General features: G+C 43.0%; 23 protein-coding genes. 18 read left to right on the top strand and 5 right to left on the bottom strand.

Going from position 1 to position 23,225, the window contains the following annotated elements:
• Positions 1 to 7 precede the first annotated feature (7 nt).
• The 13 genes from argH (at position 8) to DL796_RS08225 (ending at position 12,885) form a co-directional block, all read left to right on the top strand.
• Positions 8 to 1,315 (top strand): argininosuccinate lyase, encoded by a 1,308-nt coding sequence (gene argH, locus DL796_RS08285; RefSeq protein WP_110201228.1) that lies wholly within the window; start codon positions 8 to 10, stop codon positions 1,313 to 1,315.
• Positions 1,316 to 1,576: 261 nt separating this feature from the next.
• On the top strand, positions 1,577 to 3,007 hold the full coding sequence (ccoN, locus tag DL796_RS08280) for a cytochrome-c oxidase, cbb3-type subunit I (protein WP_110201227.1): 1,431 nt from the start codon (positions 1,577 to 1,579) through the stop codon (positions 3,005 to 3,007).
• Positions 3,008 to 3,016: 9 nt separating this feature from the next.
• On the top strand, positions 3,017 to 3,643 hold the full coding sequence (gene ccoO, locus DL796_RS08275) for a cytochrome-c oxidase, cbb3-type subunit II (protein WP_110201226.1): 627 nt from the start codon (positions 3,017 to 3,019) through the stop codon (positions 3,641 to 3,643).
• Positions 3,644 to 3,645: 2 nt separating this feature from the next.
• Positions 3,646 to 3,819, top strand: a complete 174-nt coding sequence (locus tag DL796_RS08270; protein ID WP_110201225.1) for a cbb3-type cytochrome oxidase subunit 3 — start codon at positions 3,646 to 3,648, stop codon at positions 3,817 to 3,819.
• Positions 3,812 to 4,723: a cytochrome-c oxidase, cbb3-type subunit III gene (gene ccoP / locus DL796_RS08265; protein ID WP_110201224.1), complete on the top strand. Its 912-nt coding sequence runs from the start codon at positions 3,812 to 3,814 to the stop codon at positions 4,721 to 4,723. Before DL796_RS08270 ends, ccoP begins: the two co-directional genes overlap by 8 nt.
• Positions 4,724 to 4,760: 37 nt before the next feature.
• Positions 4,761 to 6,176: a cytochrome c oxidase accessory protein CcoG gene (gene ccoG, locus DL796_RS08260; protein WP_110201223.1), complete on the top strand. Its 1,416-nt coding sequence runs from the start codon at positions 4,761 to 4,763 to the stop codon at positions 6,174 to 6,176.
• Complete coding sequence (locus tag DL796_RS08255; protein WP_110201222.1) at positions 6,177 to 6,668, top strand: FixH family protein; 492 nt, start codon at positions 6,177 to 6,179, stop codon at positions 6,666 to 6,668.
• Entirely contained in the window at positions 6,669 to 9,077 is a 2,409-nt protein-coding gene (locus DL796_RS08250; RefSeq protein WP_110201221.1) for a heavy metal translocating P-type ATPase, read from the top strand. It abuts the gene before it with no gap.
• Positions 9,078 to 9,079: 2 nt separating this feature from the next.
• Positions 9,080 to 9,346 (top strand): cbb3-type cytochrome oxidase assembly protein CcoS, encoded by a 267-nt coding sequence (ccoS, locus tag DL796_RS08245; protein WP_110201220.1) that lies wholly within the window; start codon positions 9,080 to 9,082, stop codon positions 9,344 to 9,346.
• The gene (locus DL796_RS08240) at positions 9,339 to 10,040 is read left to right on the top strand and encodes a sulfite exporter TauE/SafE family protein (RefSeq protein ID WP_110201219.1); all 702 of its coding nucleotides are present in this window, start codon (positions 9,339 to 9,341) and stop codon (positions 10,038 to 10,040) included. Before ccoS ends, DL796_RS08240 begins: the two co-directional genes overlap by 8 nt.
• A gap of 93 nt (positions 10,041 to 10,133) precedes the next feature.
• On the top strand, positions 10,134 to 11,507 hold the full coding sequence (gene hemN / locus DL796_RS08235; protein ID WP_110201218.1) for an oxygen-independent coproporphyrinogen III oxidase: 1,374 nt from the start codon (positions 10,134 to 10,136) through the stop codon (positions 11,505 to 11,507).
• A 55-nt stretch (positions 11,508 to 11,562) separates the two neighbouring features.
• Entirely contained in the window at positions 11,563 to 12,270 is a 708-nt protein-coding gene (gene fnr, locus DL796_RS08230) for a fumarate/nitrate reduction transcriptional regulator Fnr (protein WP_110201217.1), read from the top strand.
• A gap of 18 nt (positions 12,271 to 12,288) precedes the next feature.
• Positions 12,289 to 12,885, top strand: a complete 597-nt coding sequence (locus DL796_RS08225; RefSeq protein ID WP_110201216.1) for a Yip1 family protein — start codon at positions 12,289 to 12,291, stop codon at positions 12,883 to 12,885.
• 56 nt (positions 12,886 to 12,941) lie between these two features.
• Here the strand turns inward: DL796_RS08225 and hldE are convergent, their stop codons facing one another.
• Entirely contained in the window at positions 12,942 to 14,363 is a 1,422-nt protein-coding gene (hldE, locus tag DL796_RS08220) for a bifunctional D-glycero-beta-D-manno-heptose-7-phosphate kinase/D-glycero-beta-D-manno-heptose 1-phosphate adenylyltransferase HldE (protein WP_110201215.1), read from the bottom strand.
• A gap of 152 nt (positions 14,364 to 14,515) precedes the next feature.
• Here hldE and DL796_RS08215 point away from each other — a divergent pair, with 152 nt between their 5' ends.
• The 4 genes from DL796_RS08215 (at position 14,516) to DL796_RS08200 (ending at position 18,785) form a co-directional block, all read left to right on the top strand.
• Complete coding sequence (locus tag DL796_RS08215; protein WP_406946424.1) at positions 14,516 to 14,797, top strand: hypothetical protein; 282 nt, start codon at positions 14,516 to 14,518, stop codon at positions 14,795 to 14,797.
• Positions 14,798 to 14,934: 137 nt separating this feature from the next.
• Complete coding sequence (rnr, locus tag DL796_RS08210; protein WP_110201213.1) at positions 14,935 to 17,337, top strand: ribonuclease R; 2,403 nt, start codon at positions 14,935 to 14,937, stop codon at positions 17,335 to 17,337.
• 24 nt (positions 17,338 to 17,361) lie between these two features.
• The gene (gene rlmB / locus DL796_RS08205; RefSeq protein WP_110201212.1) at positions 17,362 to 18,102 is read left to right on the top strand and encodes a 23S rRNA (guanosine(2251)-2'-O)-methyltransferase RlmB; all 741 of its coding nucleotides are present in this window, start codon (positions 17,362 to 17,364) and stop codon (positions 18,100 to 18,102) included.
• Between the two features lie 2 nt (positions 18,103 to 18,104).
• Positions 18,105 to 18,785, top strand: coding sequence for a hypothetical protein (locus DL796_RS08200; protein WP_110201211.1), 681 nt, complete (start codon positions 18,105 to 18,107; stop codon positions 18,783 to 18,785).
• 3 nt (positions 18,786 to 18,788) lie between these two features.
• On the opposite strand, the gene DL796_RS08195 is transcribed toward DL796_RS08200, so the two are convergent.
• The 4 genes from DL796_RS08195 to DL796_RS08180 are packed head-to-tail and all read right to left on the bottom strand — an operon-like array spanning position 18,789 to position 22,395.
• Positions 18,789 to 19,739, bottom strand: coding sequence for a 5-oxoprolinase subunit C family protein (locus DL796_RS08195; RefSeq protein WP_170114237.1), 951 nt, complete (start codon positions 19,737 to 19,739; stop codon positions 18,789 to 18,791).
• The gene (pxpB, locus tag DL796_RS08190; RefSeq protein ID WP_110201209.1) at positions 19,729 to 20,409 is read right to left on the bottom strand and encodes a 5-oxoprolinase subunit PxpB; all 681 of its coding nucleotides are present in this window, start codon (positions 20,407 to 20,409) and stop codon (positions 19,729 to 19,731) included. Before pxpB ends, DL796_RS08195 begins: the two co-directional genes overlap by 11 nt.
• Positions 20,409 to 21,170 (bottom strand): 5-oxoprolinase subunit PxpA, encoded by a 762-nt coding sequence (pxpA, locus tag DL796_RS08185; protein ID WP_110201208.1) that lies wholly within the window; start codon positions 21,168 to 21,170, stop codon positions 20,409 to 20,411. Before pxpA ends, pxpB begins: the two co-directional genes overlap by 1 nt.
• 7 nt (positions 21,171 to 21,177) lie before the next feature.
• Positions 21,178 to 22,395 carry an Nramp family divalent metal transporter gene (locus tag DL796_RS08180; RefSeq protein WP_110201207.1) on the bottom strand — a complete coding sequence of 406 codons (1,218 nt, stop codon included), beginning with the start codon at positions 22,393 to 22,395 and terminating at the stop codon, positions 21,178 to 21,180.
• Between the two features lie 125 nt (positions 22,396 to 22,520).
• On the opposite strand from DL796_RS08180, the gene DL796_RS08175 reads away from it, so the two are divergent.
• A complete protein-coding gene (locus DL796_RS08175) occupies positions 22,521 to 23,216 on the top strand; it encodes a hypothetical protein (protein ID WP_110201206.1) in 696 nt (231 codons plus the stop codon).
• Positions 23,217 to 23,225: the final 9 nt, after the last annotated feature.

The raw sequence follows: 23,225 nt of genomic DNA, 5'->3' as shown, positions 1-23,225 counted from the left end.
GCTTACTATGACACAAGCTTTATGGAGTAAAGAGAGCTCCACCACTCAAACTGAGCTACAGAAGACAATTACTCATTTCATGTCAGGGGGCGATGTAATTCTTGATCGCGAATTAATGCTGTACGACATACAAGCGAGCTTGGCTCATGTGCAGGGCTTGCAACGAATTGGTGTTATTGGTGATGAAGAGTTAACCCAGATCACTACGGCACTCGCAGAGCTTACTGAGCAGTTTAAAAGCGGGGACTTTGTGTTGGACAGCCGCTTTGAAGATTGCCACTCAGCGATTGAATGGTTTTTGACACAGAAGCTTGGCGACGTTGGCAAAAAAGTCCATACGGGACGTAGCCGTAACGATCAAGTAGCTGTGGCGACGCGGCTCTATTGTCGTGAGGCTTTAGATGCATTGGCTAGTCATTGCCAACAGATCGGAAAAACCTGTTTAGAACTTGCAAAGAAGCATGAATATGATGTTTTACCCGGCTATACCCACCTGCAAAGAGCCGTTGTTTCTAGCTGGGGCATGTGGTTCGCTTCGTTTGCTGAGTCGTTTTGTGATAATGCTTACGACGCTAAGAATACCTATGAGCTAATCAACAGCAACCCTTTAGGAACTGCCGCGGGTTATGGCGTGAACTTAAAGCTTGATAGAGATTACACCACTGAAGCGCTTGGCTTTAATCGTAAACAAGTGAATCCAATATACGCGCAGAACAGCCGTGGCAAAATTGAACTGCAGGTATTGGGTAGCTTTAAAAATGCCCTGCTTGATATTCGCCGTATGGCTTGGGATTTGAGCCTATTTTCTACCGCCGAGTATGATTTTGTAACAGTGGGAAATGATTTTTGTACTGGCTCTTCCATCATGCCGAATAAGCACAACCCCGATGCCATAGAACTTATGCGGGCTGAATATTCAAGGTTAGTGGGTGCTTACAACGAAATAGAGTCTTTGCTGTCTTTACCTAGTGGCTATCAGCGTGATTTACAAAGTACCAAAGGTGCCTTGTTAAGAGGAGTGTCCTCGGCACAAATGTGTTTGGAGCTTGTTCCAGCCTTATTGAAAACCTTAGTGATAAATACGGATAAATGCGAAGCGGCGATTGATGCTTCTATGTTCGCCACTGACAAGGCTGTTGAGCTGGTGATTGAAGACGGCATGGTATTTAGAGACGCCTACCGACATATTAAGTATAATTACCAAGAATTAGAAAATAGAAAAGCCATCCACTCACTTAAAAAACGAGTGTCTCCAGGTGCTGCTGGAAACTTGTTTTTGAGTGAAATCGAAGGCCGACTTGTTGCACTTTCATAATTCTGTTTAGTTAGACTAAAACAAGAAATTTTGTCAAGTACATTTCTAATTAAAAAAACTAATACCAAGGTGTGGTCTGATAAGTTTCAGTTCGGTTGAACATCCTTTTTATGGCGTCTTTTATAGGCGGGGTGGAAAATCTTAAAAAGTTTAGCTGAATTTATGGAAAGCTTGACTCAGATCAAGTATCTTTAGCACTGTTTGCATATGATGCATGGTTAAAATTTTAGCGTGTAAAGTCTCTTATTTAAGGTGAGATCAATGAGTGAATTAAAAGAGCACAATTATAACTACAAGGTCGTTAGGCAATTTGCCGTAATGTCCGTAGTTTGGGGTATTGTTGGTATGGCGCTTGGTGTCTGGATCGCTGCGCAGCTGATGTTCCCTGCATTGAACTTTGACACTGCTTGGTTAAGTTTTGGTCGCTTAAGGCCATTGCATACCAACGCAGTAATTTTCGCATTTGGTGGCTGTGTCCTGATGGGAACATCATTTTATGCAGTACAACGAACAAGTTATGCTAGGCTAATTAGTGACAAGCTTGCTGCTTTTGTTTTTTGGGGATGGCAGGCTGTAATTATCGCTGCGATCATTACCCTACCTATGGGGCTAACATCCACTAAAGAATATGCCGAGCTTGAGTGGCCGATTGATATTCTCATAGCCATAGTTTGGATTGCTTACGCATGGGTTTTCTTCGGCACCATTGTGAAAAGAAAGGTAGCACACATCTATGTAGCTAACTGGTTTTATGGCGCTTTTATTATCACCATTGCTATTTTACACATCGTAAACAGCGCGGCTCTTCCAATTGACTGGACAAGCTTCAAATCTTACTCAGCTTACGCTGGCGCTATCGATGCTATGGTCCAGTGGTGGTACGGCCATAATGCTGTAGGTTTCTACTTAACGGCTGGTTTCCTAGGTATTATGTACTATTTCGTACCGAAGCAGGCCGAGCGTCCGGTTTACTCATATCGCCTATCGATTGTACACTTCTGGGCACTTATCGCAGTTTATATGTGGGCTGGCCCTCACCATCTTCACTACAGCTCGCTTCCTGACTGGGCTCAGTCAGCCGGTATGGTTTTCTCAATCATCCTATTAGCTCCGTCATGGGGGGGTATGATTAACGGTATCATGACGCTTTCTGGCGCATGGCATAAGTTGCGTACCGATCCTATTATTAAGTTCTTGATCGTGTCTCTATCTTTCTACGGTATGTCGACCTTCGAAGGTCCAATGATGGCGATTAAAACGGTAAACGCATTGTCACATAACACCGACTGGACTATTGGCCACGTACACGCGGGCGCTTTAGGTTGGGTAGCTATGGTTTCTATTGGTGCACTTTATGCGATGATTCCTTCCTTGTTTGGTAAAGAAAAAATGCACAGTATTAGCCTAATCAACGTGCACTTCTGGTTATCGACAATCGGCGTAGTTCTGTATATTGCTGCTATGTGGATTGCAGGGGTGACTCAGGGCTTGATGTGGAGAGCAACAAATTCTGACGGAACCTTGACTTATACCTTCGTGCAGGCGCTAGAAGCAACATATCCTTACTATGGTATTCGCTTATTTGGTGGCATTTTATTCTTAGCTGGTATGTTTGTAATGGCGTACAACGTCTTGAAAACAATTAAAAACCCAGGTAAGGCCGACACCAAAATCCCACAGCCAGTTCATTAGGAGTTAGTAATGAAACATGAAACGGTAGAAAAAAATATTGGTTTGATGGGTATCCTGATCATCGTTGCTATCAGCTTCGGTGGTCTGGCTGAAATCGTGCCATTATTCTTTATGAAAGATACGACTGAGCCGATGGCGACATTGAAGCCATACACGCCGGTTCAGTTGGAAGGTCGTGATATTTATATTCGTGAAGGTTGTCACGTATGTCACACGCAAATGGTTCGACCTTTCCGTGCAGAAACAGAGCGTTACGGTCACTACTCAGTAGCTGGTGAAGACGTTTATGAGCGTCCATTCCTATGGGGCTCTAAGCGTACTGGACCTGACTTGGCGCGTGTTGGTGGTCGTTACTCAGACGACTGGCACTACCGTCACTTAGTAGACCCACGTGAGCCAGTACCAGAATCGAATATGCCTGCTTTCCCTTGGCTAGCTGAAAGAGAGCTGACTGGTGAAAAAACAGCAGCAAAAATGGAAACGTTACGAAAACTTGGTGTTCCTTATACTGATGAGCAAATCGCGTCAGCAGAAGAGCAAGTTAAAGGAACTTTAGAGATTGATGCTTTGATTGAGTATTTACAATCGTTAGGACACGAGCACGCAACAGTTGATGCGCAAAACTCGGGTGAGTAACGATGGACATGAATCTATTTAGAGGCATCCTAACGGTCATATTGTTGGTATTGTTTGTTGGGCTTTGCATATGGATTTTTTCTAGAAAAAGAAAAAAGCAATATGACGATGCGGCCAAAATGGCATTAGATAGCCATCATTCAGATAAAAAGCAAGAGGTGAAGCGTGATGAGTGACTTTTGGAGTGGCTATATTATCGCAATTATTGTGATAAATATTGTTGGCTGTTTTCTACTACTGCATTTTACGCGTAAGAAAAAAGCAAGTGCTGATGAGAACGAAACAACTGGCCATGTTTATGACGGCATCGAAGAGTACGATAAACCAATGCCACGCTGGTGGTTAGTGATGTTTTACATCACGATTGTGTTCTCGATTGTGTATCTGATTTTATATCCAGGCTTGGGAAAATTCCAAGGCGTGCTGGGTTGGTCGAAAATCAGCCAGTATGAAGAAGAAATGGCAAAGGCTGATGAAAAGTATCTACCACTTTTCAAGAAGTACTCGTCGATGAGTATTGAAAGCTTGCAACAGGAGCCTGAGGCATTGGCCATGGGGCAATCAATCTTTGCAAACACTTGCTTCGGTTGTCACGGTGCAGATGCTCGTGGTGGTGTTGGCTTCCCAGATTTGACTGATAACGACTGGATTTATGGCGGTACTCCTGAAGACATCATCTATTCGATCACTGAGGGTCGAAACGGTGCGATGCCTGCTTGGGGTGAAACTCTAGGTGAACAGAAACTTTCAGCCGTTTTACACTATGTTTTAAGTGAAAATGAAGTAGAAAGAACACACCGCAAAGACTTGGTGGAAGAGGGTAAAGAAGTTTATCAAACATACTGCCAAGTGTGTCATAGCAATGACCTTAGCGGTAACCAGGAGTTAGGCGCGCCTAACCTGAAGGATGATATCTGGTTGCATGGTGGCTCAATTACCATGATTAAAGATACGATCCGTTATGGTGTAAACGCTAACATGCCGAAGCACAAAGATATTCTTGGAAAGGATAAAATCCATCTAGTAGCAGCTTATGTATACAGTTTGTCACAGGATGAAGAGTCTCAAGACGAACAGTAAGCTAAATGTGTAAGTAGTTGTAATTCAAGGTGAAGAAATGTCTGACGATAATTTTTACGTCATAGGTGATGAAAAAGATCTCTATGAAAAGCGTAAAAAGATTTTCCCGAAGAAAGTATCGGGTACCTTTAATACTCTTAGGGTATTATCCGTTTGGTTGTTGTTAGGACTGTATTACGTTTTACCTTGGGTTACATGGAATGATCAGCAAGCGGTTTTATTCGATCTACCTGCCCGTAAATTCCAAATATTTGGTTTAACTTACTGGCCCCAGGATTTTATATATCTTGCGATGCTGCTGATCATTGCCGCACTGGCACTCTTTTTCTTTACCGCCGTTGCGGGGCGTTTATGGTGTGGTTATGCCTGTCCTCAAACGGTTTGGACCGAAGCCTTCATTTGGATGGAACGCTTAGTTGAAGGTGATCGCAATAAGCAGGTTAAGCTGGAGAAAGAGCCTTGGAGCTTTAGAAAGGTTCGACTCCGAGCTACCAAGCATTTACTGTGGATAGTGTTTGCACTGTTCACAGGTTTCACTTTCGTCGGTTACTTCACTCCTATAAAAGAACTAACAGACTCTCTACAAACACTGTCATTTAGTGGTTGGGAGTGGTTCTGGATCCTTTTCTATAGCTTTGCTACTTGGGGCAACGCGGGCATGCTTCGAGAGCAAGTCTGTATCTATATGTGCCCTTACGCGCGTTTCCAAAGCGCCATGTTCGACAAAGACACGCTAATTATTGCTTACGACGAGAAACGTGGTGAGCAACGTGGCGGTCGTAAAAAGGACATGAGCAAAGAAGAGTATCAAGCTGAAGGCCTGGGTGATTGTATTGACTGTATGCAGTGTGTTCACGTTTGCCCGACTGGTATTGATATTCGAGACGGTCTGCAATATGAGTGTATTGCCTGTGCCGCCTGTATCGATGCTTGTGATGACGTGATGGAAAAGATGGGTTATGAAAAGAACCTCATTCGATATACCTCTGAAAACCATGACGCAGGTGGAAAGCTTAGACTGCTGAGGCCTAAAACTATCGGTTATGGCATTGCATTGCTTGCAATTACAACCTTATTTATCCTGTCGATTTGGTTCAGAACTCCTCTAGAGCTCGACATTATTAAAGACAGAAACCGACTATATGTGACTAACTCAGAAGGTTTCATCGTTAATATTTATAAATTACGTATTCTGAACAAAGACCAAGTTGGGCATACCTATACCATTAATGTCAGTGGTAATGAAAACCTTATTTATCAGGGGCCTAAGCAAGTAAGCCTACCTTCTGAGGGGATTCGTGAGGTTCCAGTTCGAGTGGCTTTAGATCCTTATTACCTAAAGGACTCAAGCTTTGAAGTAAACTTTACATTACAAGCGGTTGATAGTGAGTCGATAAAGGTCGTGCAAGATGCGAAGTTTATTGGCCCAGTTCAACGTAAGCGGAGACGATAAGTGTCAAACGTTAAACAAGAGAAGCCTTGGTATAAGCAGTTCTGGCCTTGGTTTGTAATAGCTATACCATTTACGTCAGTTATTACCGGCACTTCGCTATTGATTATCGCCAGCAATACGACTGACAGTATGGTGGTCGATGATTATTACAAAGATGGTCTAGCCATTAATGAGTCTTTGGCCAAAAAGAACAAAGCTAAAGAACTAGGAGTTTCTGCGACATTATCATTTGATAATCAGCGAGTGACTGTTGAAATTAGCGCCAATTCTGAAATTCAAGACAGTTTGTTTTTGGACTTTCAGCACGCGACTCTAGAAACAAAAGATTTTACTATGGCACTTAAGCAAGATGCTTCAGGGAAATATTATTCAGAATTAAACCATGATATTTCGGGGAAATGGTTTATTAACTTGCACCCTTACCAAAAGCAATGGGAAGTAGAAAAAAAAGTAACCTTGCCGAGTAGTCAAGAGGTGATCTTAGGTTATTAAATGAAGCAAAGTTATAAGTCGGAAACTTGTTTTCATTGCGAACTTCCAATACCTAAAGGGTTCGACAAAACGTTACAAGTTTCTGGCGAGGAAAGAGCCTTTTGTTGTGAGGGCTGTTTAGCTGTTGCTGATATGATTGTTCAAAACAGCCTCGAAGACTATTATAAATTCAGAACCGAATCAGGTGAAAAACCAGACGCTATTGTTGATCTCGAAAATGAGTTAAAAGCATTTGATCAAGCAGATGTTCAACAAGAGTTCATTGTCAGTCAAACCGATAATAATAACAACATTCTACTCTACGCTGACCAAATCCGATGCAGTGCCTGCGCTTGGTTATTAGAAAGAACTTTGAGTCGCTTGCAAGGCGTTAGCTCGATTCAAGTTAATGTATCAGCACAAGTCATCAGCCTCAGCTGGAATCCAGAAAGCATTAAACTTAGCCGAATTCTTAAGCAAGCGCATAAGATGGGCTATTCGGCGACACCCTACAAACAAGAAGAAGTATTACTTAAACAAAAGCAGATCCAGAAACAGTGGCTAAAGCGCTTAGGGCTTGCAGGCCTCGGCATGATGCAAGTGATGATGTTTGCGGTTGCGCTCTACTTAGGTGCTTTCAGTGGCATGAGCAGTGACTTCCAGTGGCTCATGCGAAGTGTCAGTTTTTTAGTTTCAACTCCAGTTCTACTTTATTCAGGCTATCCTTTCTATTCGAGTGCTTTTGCGGCGTTAAAGAATCGCCAGCTGAATATGGACGTACCGATTACCTTAGCTTTAATCGTAGCCTATTCAGCGAGTATGTGGGCGTTTTTTACGCATTCAGGCGAAGTCTATTTCGACTCGGTGACCATGTTTATATTCTTCTTATTAATTGGTCGTTATATTGAGTTTAGAGTTCGTCAAAGAGTCAGTGAGCGCGTCTATAAAGGCAATGTGAATAAAATTAATTATGCTGAAAAGTATGAGCCAGATACTGATAGCTACCGTGCCATCACAACCACTTTGGTACAAGAAGGGGATTTACTATTAGTTCGAGCAGGCAAGCAAGTGGCGGTCGATGGAACCTTGGTTTCTGATACAGCGGAGCTCGATGTTTCGATGCTTAATGGCGAGTTTATGCCTTCGACTCTAAGCAAGGGCCAGCAGGTTTTAGCAGGCAGTATAAATCATCATCAACCCTTTATGATGCAGGCTACCGCCAGCGACAAAGGTAGTTACTGGGACAAGCTATTGCAGCTACAAGAAGCCGCTTTGTTGGATAAGCCAAAAATTGCATTACTGGCAGATCAAATTGCGCGTTATTTCGTACTCGCTATTTTATGTATCGCTTCCTTGGTTGCGGCTTATTGGATCAGCGTCGGCTCTGATGATGCGCTTTGGATCACGCTTTCAGTCTTAGTGGTGAGTTGCCCTTGTGCTTTGTCATTAGCCACGCCTGTCGCCATGACGTGCTCAATTCTTTCCTTTAATAAGAATAATATCTTAATTAAAGGCCAAGACTTTTTGCAAAGCACCAACGAAGTCACTGATATTGTGTTTGATAAGACCGGAACTTTGACTCTCGGTAAGCTTTCCGTTGACACTATTGAGGTCTACTCTGAGCAGAGTAAAGACACAGTCTTAGCCTTGATTGCTGCGCTTGAGCACCGCTCGGAGCACCCAATTGCTAAAGCCTTTGCTAAATATCATTCCCCAGACGTAGAAATGGACAGCGTTAACTTTTTGCCTTTTAAAGGTGTAGAAGGAAGTCGAGCAGGCAAAAGCTACTATTTTGGAAACTCACAAAACGCAGCTAGCCAACAGCTGTTAGAGCAGTGTGGAGATGATGCGGATGCGTTGTATTTAACGGAAGATTCCAAGGTGATAGCTAGAGTCACTCTAAGCGATACCTTACGCGAAGAAGCTGACGAAGTTTGCCAGAACTTATCGAACAAAGGCTACACACTACATCTATTAAGTGGTGACCCTTCTAGCCAGGTACAAAACCTAGCTGAAAAAATTGGTTTTGAGCATTGGCAAAATGATGTTAAGCCTGAGGATAAGCTCGATTATATACAAAAGCTACAAGACCAACAGAAAAAAGTCTTAGTAGTTGGAGATGGTGTAAATGATGCGCCAATTATGGCTGCAGCAAACGCTTCGGTTGCTATGGCCGCTGCCGCAGATATTACCCGTACATCGGCAGACTGCTATTTGATGGCAGACAATTTGAGGAATGTTGAGTTTGCATTAACGCGTTCTAAAAAGACTCAAAGTGTGATTAAACAAAACCTAGCCTGGTCTTTGGGTTATAATTTTTCGATGATCCCGCTTGCGGCAATGGGCTATATTCCACCTTATATTGCCGCGATTGGTATGTCGCTCAGCTCTGTTGTGGTGGTGGTTAACTCCTTGAGGTTAAAAGAATAAATTTGGACGCTTTATATTTACTCATTCCAATCTCTATCTTCCTATTAGTGGTCGCTATTGCGATATTCTTTTGGGCAGTAAACTCGGATCAATATTCTGATTTGGACAAAGAAGCACATCGAATTTTATTTGATAGTGAGTCTAGTAAAGGGCCGACTAGTAAAGAGCCGTCTAATGAAGAAAAGAACGGTGATGACAAGTCGAGCGAAGAGGCTGCTAGCGATGGTGAGAAAATAGCAACTAAAAAGAAGGGCGCTCAAGATGACTGAACTCACTGTTATCTGGCTACCGGCTTTTATCATGGGCTTACTAGGCAGTGCACACTGCATGGGGATGTGTGGTGGCCTGACCGTGGCTTTAAGTTCCGGCTGTGAGCCATCTCGACAAGCTACTTTATCGCTAGTCTATCAGCTATTTCGAGTATGTAGCTACGCCATACTTGGCGGCATAACAGGTGCTCTAGGTGACGTTATGAGTCGCTGGACCGACTTTCCAGTATTAATGATAGCCGCTTCAGTTCTGCTCATCATGATGGGGCTGTATTTAATGGGGCGCTGGAGTTTGCTGACAGTGCTTGAAAAGCAGGGCGGTAAGCTGTGGAAATATGTGGCACCTGTGCAAAAGAAATTTCTACCCATTCGTAATTTTTCTCAAGCCGCATCGATCGGACTGTTATGGGGACTATTGCCCTGTGGTTTGGTTTACAGTGCCCTTGCGGTTTCTGCAGCAAGCGGTAGTGCTATTAACGGTGTCGTTACTATGCTGGCCTTTGGTTTAGGCACCTTGCCTGCGCTCTATATTACTGGGGTATTTGCGAAGCAGTTATTGCAATGGTTTAAAAAGCCTTGGCTGAGAACCACTATCGGTATTATCTTTATTGTATGGGGCTCCTATCAGATGTACACCACGTTGGTCCCAGCTAACGACATGGGCTCGCACCAACATCATCACCATCACCATTAATAAGGGATGAGTGCGCTATAGTTGATCTAGATCAATAGCCCAAAACGGCTTTAATCTAAGATCTTATTCATACTTCCTACAATAGGGTTTGTTATGAATAATCAAGTACACTGGGATAGAGCACTTATCGAGAAATACAGCATTTCAGGGCCACGATATACCTCTTATCCAACCGCACTACAGTTCGATGAAAGCTTCACAAGTTCCAACATGATAGAAGTCTTAAATTCGTCGGATAAGTCAAAGCCAATCTCACTTTATGTCCACATCCCTTTTTGTGAAAACATTTGCTATTACTGCGCTTGTAATAAAGTCATTACAAAAGATCGCTCTAAAGCAGCGCATTATATAGAAGCACTTCTGAAGGAAGCAGAGCAGATCGCGCCGTTATTAGCTGGTCGTTTAGTGACCCAAATGCACTGGGGCGGCGGCACACCTACGTTTTTGACTAACGAAGAAATTAAACAGGTCACCGATCGCTTAAAAGAATTATTTAAATTCTCCGAAAAGAGTGAGATTTCAATTGAAATTGATCCTCGTAGCATGGATAGAAAAACACTTCCGGCTTTGGCAAAACTTGGCTTTAATCGACTCAGTTTAGGCGTGCAGGACTTTAACCCTAAAGTACAAAAAGCAGTTAATAGAATCCAACCTTATGAGATGACACGAAAGGCACTACTCGACGCTCGCAAGTATGGTTTTGAGTCGATCAACGTGGATTTGATCTATGGTCTGCCTTTTCAGTCGGTTGAAACCTTTGAGGAAACAATTCGCCAGGTCATTGAAATGGCGCCAGATCGCTTGTCGGTTTTCAACTATGCACATTTACCGCATCGCTTTAAACCACAACGTAGAATAAATGCTGACGAGTTGCCGACTGCTAGTGAAAAAATTGCCATTTTAGAAATGACCATCAAGAAGTTGACTGAGGCTGGCTATGTTTATATTGGCATGGACCACTTTGCGCTTCCTCACGACGAGCTCACCTTGGCACAAGAAAACGGAGATTTGCACCGAAACTTTCAAGGCTATACCACAAATGCCGATTGTGACTTGATTGGTTTGGGCGTGTCGTCGATTAGTAAAGTGTCCGATAGCTATTATCAAAATGATCGCGATCTAAAAACTTATTATGCGCATATCGACAACAACGAGTATGCTACTTGGCGTGGTTATGAGCTTACTGAGGATGACAAGATTCGTCGCGACGTTATTATGCATTTAATCTGTCAGTTTAACCTTGAGTTTCGTACGGTAGAAAAGCGTTATGGCATCGTCTTTAGCGACTATTTCAAAGACGAACTCGATAGCTTCGATGACATCGTTAGTGACGGTTTAGCAGAAATAACTGCCGAGGGAATCCGGGTTAGCCAAGCAGGACGTTTGCTGATTCGAAATATATGTATGATTTTTGACCAGCATTTTAAACAGTTAAAATCGATGACTATATATTCTGCAGCTATTTAAATTATTAAATCTAAACGATATACTGTTATCGAATAAAGTTTTCTAAGGGGTGTGAATGTTACCTTCCATAAAGTGCCAAAGTTGCAGTATTAACCAACTTTGTTTGCCGGTTATGCTCGTGGAGTCTGAAATCGAGCACTTAGACAGCATTATTCAAAGAAAAAAACCGCTCAATAAAAATGAAATGCTATTTCGAGCGGGTGATGACTTTGAAGCTATATATGCGGTCCGTTCTGGTTGTATTAAGTCATATACCATTTCAGAGGACGGCGTAGAGCAAGTTACGGGCTTTCATTTGCCGGGGGAGATTATTGGTCTTGATGCAATTAGTCGCGAAATGCATCCGAGTATGGCTAAGGCAATTGAAACTTCATCTGTTTGCACTATTCCATACAGTAAACTAGAGATGCTTTCTGGAGAAATCCCTGGTTTAAGGCAGCAGTTGATAAGAGTGATGAGTAAAGAGATCCATGATGATCAGGAGCTCATGTTGTTGCTTAACAAAAAAAGTGCTGACGAGCGTTTAGCTGCATTTTTAATGAACTTATCCAGTCGCTTTGCGAGTAGAGGTCTTTCAAGAGACTGCTTTAATCTCACAATGACGCGTAATGATATGGCTAATTATTTAGGCTTGGCGGTCGAAACTGTCAGCCGTTTGTTTTCGAAGTTACAAGATAGGAAGTATATTTCAATAAAAGACAAAGAAATAACGATTGAGGATATGACGGGTTTGAGCAAATTAGCGGGGACCCGCTGTAACTAAAAATAAAGAGGAATCAGAATGAAAAATAGATTTAATATGTTGTATAACCCAGTTAAAACATGGCAAAACATAAAAAAAAGAAACTTCACGATTCCTCAGGTTTACTTTAGGCTTTTATTAGTAATGGCGCTGTTACCGCCATTGTTTGGCTTTATCGGTGCTGTTTATAGTGGTTGGAGAATTGGTGATGAACCACCAGTAAAACTCACTTGGGAGAGCGCACTAGGCATCGCAATAGTTGCTTATATCGCAATTTTACTCGCTGCTTACGTCTATTCTCGATTTATTCATTGGATGGCCAAAACTTATGGCTCTAAAGCAAGTTTGGCTGATTGTTTTGCGCTAGTCAGTTATTCGTGTATTCCCTTATTTCTTGTTAGTGTGTTTAGTGCTTATCCATTACTTTGGATGGATTTACTATTAACTTTACTTGCCATTGCGTATTCCGTTCGACTTCTATTTCTGGGAACACCAATTATGATGGATATTGACGAAGATAAAGCTTTTTTCTTCTCCAATTCTATTATTACGGTGGGCCTGGTGTTAGTGGTAGGCGGTTTGGCGATTAGCGTACTATTCTGGGCGAATGGCGTTGGCCCGATGTTTACTCGTTAATTTGAATATTGTTAATGAAACGCCTCTGCTGGCCAACCAGTAGAGGCGTTTTTACATCAGGATCTTTTACTCTTATCTATAATTTTAGTGGTAGAAACGCCGTCAATAAAATCTAAAATAATAACATCACCGCCATTTGCTAGGACACTTTCTGAGCCAGCAATTTCTTCGACCTTATAATCGCCGCCCTTGACTAAGACATCAGGAGCAAGAGCTTCAATCAATCGCTGTGGCGTGTCTTCGGTGAACTCAACGACCCAATCGACGCTTGCCAATTCTGCTAGAACAGTCATGCGCTGCTCGCTGGGGTTTATTGGTCGGCTTGGCCCTTTTAGCCTTTTGACGGAATCATCGCTATTAACGGCGACAATTAAGCGATCGCCAAGTTTGGCTGCTTGCTTCAAATATGAAACGTGCCCAGAGTGGAGAATATCGAAACAACCATTGGTCATTACAATTTTCTCGCCTGAGGCCTTTGCTTGGCGAATCAGTTGAATGATTTGTAGTTCGGTGAGCACACCTTTTTCAAGCGGTTGCTGCTGCAACATGGCATAGCTTAATTCTTGAGTGGTGACTGTTGCAGTGCCGAGCTTGCCAACCACTACTCCTGCAGCTAGATTGGCGATCTGTACAGCTTCTCGAAGTGTCGCGCCAGCGGCCATCGAACCAGCTAAAGTGGCTACCACTGTATCGCCAGCACCTGTAACGTCATAAACTTCGCGAGCTTGTGTCGGTTGCAAGTAAGGCTCCTGATTGGCACTAAATAGCGCCATACCTTTTTCGCTACGCGTTACCAATAAGCTGTCTATGCTAAGAGATTGACGGGTTTTCTTAGCAAGCTCTAAGAAAGATTCCTCAGAATCAGGTTTTCCTGCGATCGCTTCAAACTCTGATTGATTCGGGGTAATCAAAGTTGCTTGGCGGTATTTGCTAAAATCCGAGCCCTTAGGATCGACGATGATAGGTTTTCCGGCGACAAGAGCGGCCTGAATAATCGGTTGCGGATCGGATAAAGTGCCTTTGCCGTAGTCTGAAAGAACCACTACATCGTGTTGCTCGATAAGTTTTCGAATATGTTCGATGTCTAGGCCATTGCTAAGTGAGAAGTCTTTTTCAAAGTCGGCTCTGAGTAATTGCTGACTGCGGCTCATCACTCTAAGTTTAGTGATGGTTTGTTGATGTGTGCGCTTTTCAAAATGACAACGAACTTGCTGATGTTGCAGTATTTCTTCGAGGCTTTGTGCTGCTTCATCATCACCAGTAATACCGCATAGAGTGACATCACAACCGAGAATGGCAATGTTTAAAGCGACGTTGCCCGCTCCACCTGCGCGATCTTCGGTATTGTTCACATTAACCACGGGTACTGGGGCTTCTGGCGAAATACGGCCAGTATCGCCATACCAGTAGCGGTCGAGCATGATATCGCCTATAACTAATACACTGGAATTGTTAAATTTTGGAAGACTTAAATTCAAAATGTGTCTCTACGGCCTGTATTAAGGATATATTAATCATATCGCGTTACCCTATTTGATGTAAGACTTGAGAGATACTTTGTTAAATTTCAAATATTTTAAGGTAAACTCTTGTACATCATGTAACACAGAGGAGGTCAAGAATGAAGAATTTGATGGTACTTATGGTCATAGTTATCGCAACTCTAGTGCTGACAGCGTGCGCAGGTGCTCGAAAAGGTTACAGCGCAGAGCAATGTCGCCAGGCTGTTGATACTGCCTATAAAGAGTTAAACTTTGCTAAAAGCGAAGGCTTCGCAGGGACTGTGAATTACACCAAAGCTGCGAGTTTACTGACGGCAGCGAAAACTAACCAAACATTCGAAAGTTATGACGCCTGCGTTGATAATGCAGAAAAAGCTCGCTTTTATATTCGAGAGTCGAAAAAGGGCTAGTAACGTTAAAATGTTGTTAAATCATACTGAAAAGCGACCTAAGGGTCGCTTTTTTGTCTTATAATCAGTTTAAATCTATTTAGACTTGGTCAGCGAGGACGTTAATAGATACAATATAAAAAAATTAGGAATAATATATGCCAAAGAAACCCCATAAAGATCCACAAGCAGAATTAGAAGCACAGCGTTACGAAAACCCAATCGCAAGTCGACAGTTTATCTTATCCGTGCTGGAAAAGGCCGGTGAGCCTGTCTCTTTTGAAATCATTGCAAAACAATCAAAAATAACAAAGCCCGAACAAAAAAGAGCACTTGATAAACGCTTAAATGCGATGGAGCGTGACGGACAGTTGATCTGCAACCGTAAAGGTAAGTATTGCCTTGTAGACGCGACGGATCTGGTTCGAGGAAAAATATTAGCGCACAGAGATGGCTATGGTTACTTAGCCCTAGAGGAAGGTGGCGACGACTGGTATATCTCACCACGAGAAATGCACAGTGTGTTCCATGGTGACAAAGTTCTCGCCCGCGTTAAAAAAATTGATAAACGAGGACGAACTGAAGCAGGTATTGTCGAAATACTCGACGGTTCAACCAACCATATTGTTGGCCGGCTGTTTGAGGAAAGCGGGTTAGTCTTCGTATCCTCCGATGACCCTCGTATTTTACACGATCTGATTATTTCGCCCGATGATACGCTTGGTGCGGAGATAGGTCAGGTGGTGGTCGCAGAAATCGTACAGCGACCTAAAAAGAATCGCCATGCTCATGGTATTATTAAAGAGGTTTTAGGTGACCACTTATCTGCAGGCATGGAAATTGAAATTGCGATTCGTAATCATCAAATTCCGCATGAATGGCCAGAAGACGTTACCAATGAAGTGACTGAACTTCCAGTTGAAGTCACTGATAAAGACTGGGAAGGTCGTGTAGATTTAAGAAAGTTGCCACTTGTTACCATCGATGGCGCTGATGCTCGAGATTTCGATGATGCTGTCTATTGCGAAAAGCAAAAAGGTGGAGGCTGGAAGCTTTGGGTAGCGATTGCAGACGTTAGCCATTACGTTCAGCCCGGTTCAGCGCTAGATAAAGAAGCGATTGAGCGTGGTAACTCGGTCTATTTCCCTGAGTATGTTGTGCCGATGTTACCTGAAATATTATCCAACGGTCTTTGCTCGCTAAACCCTGATGTTGATCGTTTATGCATGGTTGCAGAGCTCGACTTGGATGCTTTAGGTAACGTTACTGACACAGACTTTTATCCAGCCGTAATGCACTCACACGCCCGTTTTACTTACGAAAAAGTGTGGGCGATTTTAGACGGCGATGAAGAGCTAAGAAAAGAGTACGCTCCGCGCGTTAAAGAACTCGAAGAGCTGTATGACTTATTCAAAGCTCGCTTAGCACTTAAAAATAAACGTGGTGCGATTGAGTTCGAAACCACCGAAACACAAATTATTTTTGATGAAAACCGCAAGATTGAAAATATTGTCGGGCGAACGCGAAATGATGCCCATAAGATCATTGAAGAATGTATGATCTGCGCTAACGTAGCCGCGGCAGAATTTATCGAAAAAAGTGATTTGCCAGGCATCTACAGAATCCATGAAGGCCCTTCGGAAGAACGTCTCGAAAAGTTTAGAGCATTCCTCGGCGAGCTTGGCATCTTCTTGTTCGGTGGTGATAAGCCTGAGCCAAAAGATTATCGCGAGTTACATGATGCGATTAAAGAGCGCCCGGATTATGAGTTGATTCAAACCATGATGTTGCGCTCGATGATGCAGGCGGTTTATAGCCCTGAAAACGAAGGTCACTTTGGTTTAGCGTTTGACTCTTATACGCACTTTACTTCACCTATCAGGCGTTACTCTGATTTGTTAGTGCATCGAATTATCAAGGCGCTTCTACAAAAAAGTAAGGTCACGGGCTCTGAGCGCGGCAAAGCCTACACTACCCAAGAATTAGTTTCCTATGCAGAGCATTGCTCCATGACCGAGCGTCGCGCTGATATGGCCACGAGAGATGTGGTCGACTGGTTGAAGTGCGAATATATGTTAACTCGTGTTGGCGAAGAATACTGGGGCACAGTGGCGACGGTCACCAGCTTTGGTATTTTCGTTGCACTGGATGAGCTATTTGTCGAAGGTTTGATTCACATTAGTGAACTTGGTGATGATTATTATCACTTTGACGCGACCAAGATGCGCTTAATTGGTGAACGCAAAGGGCAAAGCTTTAGAGTTGGTGATCGCGTAAAAATCAAGGTCGGAAAAGTTGATCTTGAACAGCGCAATATTGACTTTGAATTGCTTGAGCGTGAAAAAGTAAAACGTGAAGAAGTTAAAGGCTCTGAGCGCAGAAAGCTTTACGCTAAAGCCAAGAAGTCGGGCTCTGTTTCAAAAAAAGAAAAGTCAAAGAAAGATAGCAAGCCTAAAGGCAGAAGTGGTGCTAAGCCAGGCTATTCAAAAAGTACAAAGGGCAAAGGCTCAAAAAACACAAAGAAAAAACGCGGTAAAAGCGGTAAGAAAAACCGCGGTTAATTAACCCAAATTTGAAAGGTTTATATGTCTGAATTAGTGTATGGCGTTCATGCCGTTGAAGTATTGCTGAAACGTAATAGCGATAGTGTGCAACGATTATTTGTACAGCGAAACCGCCATGACCAGCGCGCTCATAAATTAGTAAAGCTGGCTCAATCTAAAAACATTCAAGTGATCCAAAAAGATCGAGAAGAGCTTGATGATATGACGAAGCAGCGCCACCAAGGTGTTATCGCGGAGTGCCATCAATTAAAAGCAAAACAGTTCCATGAGAAACACATTCCAGAGATTCTCGATTCGATAGATACGGAGCCGTTCATTCTGATTTTGGATGGCGTTACCGATCCTCACAATCTTGGTGCTTGCTTGCGTAGTGCCGATGCCGCGGGGGTTCATATGGTAATAGCGCCGAAGGATAACGCTGCCAGCATTACCGACGTGGTACGCAAAGTAGCTTGCGGTGCGGCAGAGTCAGTGCCATTTATTCCAGTGACAAACCTATCTCGCACCATGAAGCAATTACAAGAGCGTAATATTTGGATTGCGGGTACTGCCGGCGAAGCGGAGCAGGATATTTATCAAGCCAACCTAAAAGGTGGCTTGGCTATCGTCATGGGCGCCGAAGGCGATGGTATGCGTCGCTTAACTCGCGAAAATTGTGACTTCCTTATCAAAATTCCTATGGCTGGCGAGGTTTCTAGTTTGAACGTTTCGGTAGCAACAGGTGTCACACTGTTTGAAGCCGTAAGACAGAGACAGAAATAAAAATGAATCAGAAAGTTCTTTTAGGTTTGTTAGTTGTATCGTTAGGACTAAATACTTACCTATTGTTCCAAGTTGTCGGTAGTGATAGTAGCACTCTAGGGCAAGAGGCTATAGAAACACAGAACTATAGTCTTCAAACCGGAAATAAGCCAACTGATGATATAGATATTACCGAACACAGCGAACCTGTTTTAGAAAAATATATAGTTGCCGATGTCGATAAAGAAAAGCGTCAATTAGCAGAGAAAGTTGCGGAATTAGAGCAGGAGCTAGCTGAAATAAAAAGCTCGGAGACGACCTCGGCTGGTTTCTCAAACGACTTAGACTCAGAGTTCGCTAAAGAAGCTGCTGCTATGTCCGAGGACGTATTATCACGTTTTGAGTCCGAAGAAGAGGACTACACTTGGTCAAATGAAACCAAGGTTCAACTCGATCAACTTTTTGCTGAAAAGGGATTATTGTCTGATTTACAAATTAAAGATATGCAGTGCAAAGAAACAATCTGCAAGGTGAGTATCGCACCTTACGACGGGGCTTCGCAGGGACACTTACTTGGTGCTGCTATGAAGGTGACGCAGACTATTGTTAAGTCAGACAATAAAGCGCTATCCGGTATGCGCTCTATCTTTAATATCAATGATAGTAGCGGTCATGTCGAAATCTTTTTATATAACACTCATTAGGTTTTAGTGACTAAGGGCAGAGTCGAAATAGTTGTTCTTTTTAAATAAGGCACTTAAAGCTTCGTCTACGGTTACTGGGTAGAAAGAAACCGTATCATTAGCTTTTAGTTGAGCTAGTAAGCTAAGGTCAGCACTAATGACTTGCCCAACTCTTGGGTAGCCGCCGGTGGTTTGTCCGTCAGCTAGAATGACGATGGGATGACCGCTCGGTGGCAGTTGCACAGTACCTGAAACGATAGGCGCTGTGGTCATCGAGAGCTCTTGGGTTTGATTGAGGGTGTCTTTGTCAGACTCTAGCTTTAACGCCATCCGATTGCTATAGCTACTTACGCTATAGTCGTTTTCAACCAACGACTGTTTACTGGGCTCTGTTAATAGCTCGTATTCTCTACCTTGAGTAAATCGCACCACAAAGTGGTGTTGCTCTAAGCTATGGTGATGCTCCACTGAAAGTTCTTTGGGAGTCACGCGAGTCTCAGTGAAGTGCTCCGAATTTATAGCAATCTCATCACCATCCTCTAGTGCTCGGCCCTGATAACCACCAAAACCAGCGAGTAAATTCGTTGATAAACTACCCATCACCGCTTCTAAATTAATCTCACCTGCTATAGCAATGTATGCCCGTGCTCCAGATAGCAATTTCTCAAATGTTAATACATCGCCAGCTTTGAGGTGCAAGGTAGTGTTCATGGGGCAGGGTGAATCGTTAAGAGTGAGCTCAAAACTAGCGCCTGCTACTGCAACGGTATGATTCTCCATGAACTCTAAAGACGGTCCAACTTGTGTAACTTCTATGGTCGCATTCGATTTTGGATTACCTACAAGCCAGTTGGCAATTTGGTGGCTATATTCGTCGAGAGCGCCATTCCTAGAAACGCCATACTCCAAGTAATTTGGCCGCCCCAGATCTTGGATGGTACTTAAAACGCCAGCTTTTAACACTCTAATGCTCATAGCTATTAAACTCATCAAGGCTGATAGAAGTGAACTGAATCGTATCTAGAGGCTTGGCAATCGCAGGTTTATTCTTTGTGATGTCGAATATCCTCTTGGGGGTTTTACCAATAATATTCCAACCGCCAGGGCTATCGATAGGGTAAATTCCGGTTTGTTCGCCACCAATCGCCACTGAGCCTGCTTCAACTTTTGCTCTAGGATCGTCTCGTCGAGTACAGTGTAACTTTGGATTCAATCCTCCCAGATATAAGAATCCAGGTAAAAAACCAAGCATATAAACTGGGTATTGGTTTGCAGTATGAAGATTTACGACTTCCTTAACGGAGAGATTGGTTCTTTGTGCGACGTATTCTAAATCAGGCGCTAAAGAAGCGTCGTAACATACTGGGATGATGTGCTTTTCAGAGTCCGATGTTTCGACTGCTTTAGCTGAGCTTAGTAACTTTTCTATGGTTGAGCTTGTTTGTACTGGTTCCCACTCCAATGGTTTGAAAATGGCCAGTAAAGAGTTGTAAGCAGGAACAGTTTCAATAATACCAGTAAGTTGGGCTTGTTCGATATTTTGTTTACAACCTAATATAAAGCGCGTTAGTTCTAGACTGATTTCGCCTTTGAACTCGATAATTAAAGAGTTATCGCTGTTTATATTAACGCTATAATTAAACATTACATTCCTGAACGAATCTGTATGTTATGGTCTGTCAAACTTTGATGCAGTTGCTTGGCAATAGAGACTGCATTCGGGTTATCGCCATGCAGGCAAATCGAGTCAACCTTCATACTGAGCAACTGACCCGATGGCGTAGAGATTGGTTTACCTTGAGCAAACTTTAGAGCTTGCTGTAAGCTTTCTTCAAGAGTGCTATGTAACGCTTCTGGCTCCGTGCGTGGCACTAAAGTTTTATTCGATCGATAATTGCGATCCATAAAGCCTTCATTGATAAACTCAATACCAACCTTATGAGCAGCTTCCTTCATGGCCGAATCGGCTAACCCCATCAGCTTTATATTTCCTGACACTTGCGCCACGACTTCAGCAATCGTGGTAGCGAGGGATAAGTCCAAGGCGGCATCGTTATAGAGCGCGCCATGAGGTTTAACATGGAAAAGCTTGGCCCCATGTTGATTGCAACTTTCAGCAATTAAATCAATTTGCAGCCGTAAGGTTTTTATAAGCTCAAGCTCACCCAAGCTTATGGACTTTCGGCCAAAATTTTCTTTATCAGGATAGGAGGGGTGTGCGCCGATCGCTAAGTTGTGGGCCAAAGCATTATTAATTGAAGCATTGACGCTCGCTTGATTGCCTTCATGGCCGCCACAAGCAATATTGCAGGACGATATGTAAGGCATAATCTCGGCATCACGCGCCCAGCTTTCTGGCTTAGTGCTTTCACCAAGATCGCAATTAATATCAATGCTTCTATTCATACGGTTATTATAACAACTTGAAGGCAGATAGTAGACTCTTTGCGCCTAAAACGAACGAGACGATAACAACCAAGAAGCCCAACAAGTTTTGCCATAGATTGTTTTTATGTTGGCCTAAAAAGTTTTGGTTCATTGCCCACAACAAAAAGCTTGCAATGATCGGCAACAGTAAACCGTTAGCCACTTGAGCAAACCAAATGACTGAAACAGGTTTTAAGCCTAAAGATGACACGGCCACACCAACCACTAAAATGATCATCCAAATAGCGCGGAATTTATAACTTCTAAGATCTTCAGGGATATTTAACAAACCCGTTAAGGCATAAGCCGAAGCTAATGGGGCTGTGATCGCCGAAGAAATCCCCGAAGCAAATAATCCTAGCGCAATCATGTATTGTGCTAATTCGCCAAATGCAGGCTCAATACTTTTCGCCATATCTGCTGCGCTATTTATTTCCAATTGGCTGCCGAAGAATGCACTGGCAGCGGTCGAAACGATAGCAATAGAAATTAATCCACCAAGCGGAATCGAGACATAAATATCCTGTCGCGCTTTTTTCAGATCCGAGACAGTTTTCCACTTCTTTTTAGCGCTAGAAGAGTGTAAAAACAAATTATAAGGAACCACTGTGGTGCCGATTAAAGCAATCACGGTTAAGGTTGCAGAATCTGGAAGGCTTGGCACCAATAATCCCTCAAACAACTCACCTAAATCAGGCTTGGTTAAGACAAAGGTGACGAGAAAGGCAATACTCATCAACAAAACCACGGCGATTAACACCTTTTCGATTAGGCGATAGCTTCCGGTTAGAAGCACGAAGAAAGCAATGACACCGATAGTCAGCGCTGCTAAATCGATTCCTGCAATATCGGGATAGTCCCAAACCACTTCAACACCAAGCGTTGCGCCTGCAATATTGCCACCTTCATAAGCGGCATTACCGATAATAATGGCGCTAACCACTAAGATAATGGAAAGAGCTTTTAAGGCAGGATTCTTTATTAATTCACGAATAGACTGACCTAGCCCTTTTTGTCCGATGACGCCCAACCTTGCGGTCATCTCTTGCAGAATCATGGTGGCCAGAATTGAAAATAATAATGCCCAGAGTAAGCTAAAGCCGAAATTTGCCCCCGCTTTTGTGGCTACGGTGACGGTTCCAGGTCCAATAAATGCCGCAGCGACTAATGCTGCTGGGCCGATGGAAATTTTAGGTAGTTTCATAGACGTGTAGGGTGAATATTTTTTTATGAGACTACAGGGAAAATCTTTATACCGCAATGAGTTGTCTAGGGGTAAAAGATTAGATATAACTAGTTTCGGAAAAAATATAAAACAAGGAATTTGCAATGAAAAAGATCCTCGCCATAACTCTGCTTCTGTCTATTGGTTTAAATGTTTATCAATTTTTGGACCAAAAACAATTGAACAGTAAGCCTAAAACTTTAACTCCGTCAGCCGTCGAGACAAGTAAACCTCCTGTCGCAAAGGGTGCGGAAGGCGACCAAGACAAGACTATGCAGTTTGAGTCGCAACTGTCTGAACTGGAAGCTAAGATTAAAAACTTGAGAGCAATCAACTCCAGTCAACAAGCGAGAATTGAAGAGTTAGAAGAGCTTGTTGCCATGAATAATGAGCATCAAATAGCCTCAGAAAATAAATCCAAAAAAACGCCTTCTATCGGGCCATCTGAAGAAGAGGCCAAGAAAGCCATAGCAGAAAGAAATTCAGTTATAGAGACCTTTAAAGAGCAAGCCGTCGACGGGGACTGGTCTTATAAAGCTCAAGAAGAGTTAGCCGCAATTGTTAACAACTCTGAACTTTTATCAGAGATGAGTTTTAATGGTGTGGAGTGTAAGACAACGATTTGTCGCATGTCAGTGACGCCATTGCACGAAGGTACGGGTCATAAAGTCAATGCATTCTTTAGCATCTCGTCTGCCTTAAGAAAAACTGACTACACTAAATACTCCACTATGTCGGATAATATGGGCGACTCTAAAGAGGTTCATATCTATATTGTGCGTCCGCAAGAAGAAAGCTAGTTTATATAT

Origin of the sequence: Kangiella spongicola (genome assembly GCF_003194565.2) — a bacterium.
Taxonomy (GTDB): Bacteria; Pseudomonadota; Gammaproteobacteria; order Enterobacterales; family Kangiellaceae; genus Kangiella; species Kangiella spongicola.
Note: the sequence above shows the minus strand (reverse complement) of the source record. Positions and strands in the feature narration are given on the sequence as shown.

What these genes read in the sequence shown, in the direction of transcription:
- ccoP (WP_110201224.1), top strand. Translation starts at nt 3,812, where the DNA reads ATGAGTGACTTTTGGAGTGGCTATATTATCGCAATTATTGTGATAAAT.
- DL796_RS08270 (WP_110201225.1), top strand. Translation starts at nt 3,646, where the DNA reads ATGGACATGAATCTATTTAGAGGCATCCTAACGGTCATATTGTTGGTA.
- argH (WP_110201228.1), top strand. Translation starts at nt 8, where the DNA reads ATGACACAAGCTTTATGGAGTAAAGAGAGCTCCACCACTCAAACTGAG.
- fnr (WP_110201217.1), top strand. Translation starts at nt 11,563, where the DNA reads ATGTTACCTTCCATAAAGTGCCAAAGTTGCAGTATTAACCAACTTTGT.
- DL796_RS08250 (WP_110201221.1), top strand. Translation starts at nt 6,669, where the DNA reads ATGAAGCAAAGTTATAAGTCGGAAACTTGTTTTCATTGCGAACTTCCA.
- DL796_RS08225 (WP_110201216.1), top strand. Translation starts at nt 12,289, where the DNA reads ATGAAAAATAGATTTAATATGTTGTATAACCCAGTTAAAACATGGCAA.
- hemN (WP_110201218.1), top strand. Translation starts at nt 10,134, where the DNA reads ATGAATAATCAAGTACACTGGGATAGAGCACTTATCGAGAAATACAGC.
- DL796_RS08240 (WP_110201219.1), top strand. Translation starts at nt 9,339, where the DNA reads ATGACTGAACTCACTGTTATCTGGCTACCGGCTTTTATCATGGGCTTA.
- ccoN (WP_110201227.1), top strand. Translation starts at nt 1,577, where the DNA reads ATGAGTGAATTAAAAGAGCACAATTATAACTACAAGGTCGTTAGGCAA.
- pxpA (WP_110201208.1), bottom strand. Translation starts at nt 21,170, where the DNA reads ATGAATAGAAGCATTGATATTAATTGCGATCTTGGTGAAAGCACTAAG.
- rlmB (WP_110201212.1), top strand. Translation starts at nt 17,362, where the DNA reads ATGTCTGAATTAGTGTATGGCGTTCATGCCGTTGAAGTATTGCTGAAA.
- DL796_RS08200 (WP_110201211.1), top strand. Translation starts at nt 18,105, where the DNA reads ATGAATCAGAAAGTTCTTTTAGGTTTGTTAGTTGTATCGTTAGGACTA.
- DL796_RS08180 (WP_110201207.1), bottom strand. Translation starts at nt 22,395, where the DNA reads ATGAAACTACCTAAAATTTCCATCGGCCCAGCAGCATTAGTCGCTGCG.
- DL796_RS08175 (WP_110201206.1), top strand. Translation starts at nt 22,521, where the DNA reads ATGAAAAAGATCCTCGCCATAACTCTGCTTCTGTCTATTGGTTTAAAT.
- DL796_RS08195 (WP_170114237.1), bottom strand. Translation starts at nt 19,739, where the DNA reads ATGAGCATTAGAGTGTTAAAAGCTGGCGTTTTAAGTACCATCCAAGAT.
- ccoG (WP_110201223.1), top strand. Translation starts at nt 4,761, where the DNA reads ATGTCTGACGATAATTTTTACGTCATAGGTGATGAAAAAGATCTCTAT.
- rnr (WP_110201213.1), top strand. Translation starts at nt 14,935, where the DNA reads ATGCCAAAGAAACCCCATAAAGATCCACAAGCAGAATTAGAAGCACAG.
- pxpB (WP_110201209.1), bottom strand. Translation starts at nt 20,409, where the DNA reads ATGTTTAATTATAGCGTTAATATAAACAGCGATAACTCTTTAATTATC.
- ccoO (WP_110201226.1), top strand. Translation starts at nt 3,017, where the DNA reads ATGAAACATGAAACGGTAGAAAAAAATATTGGTTTGATGGGTATCCTG.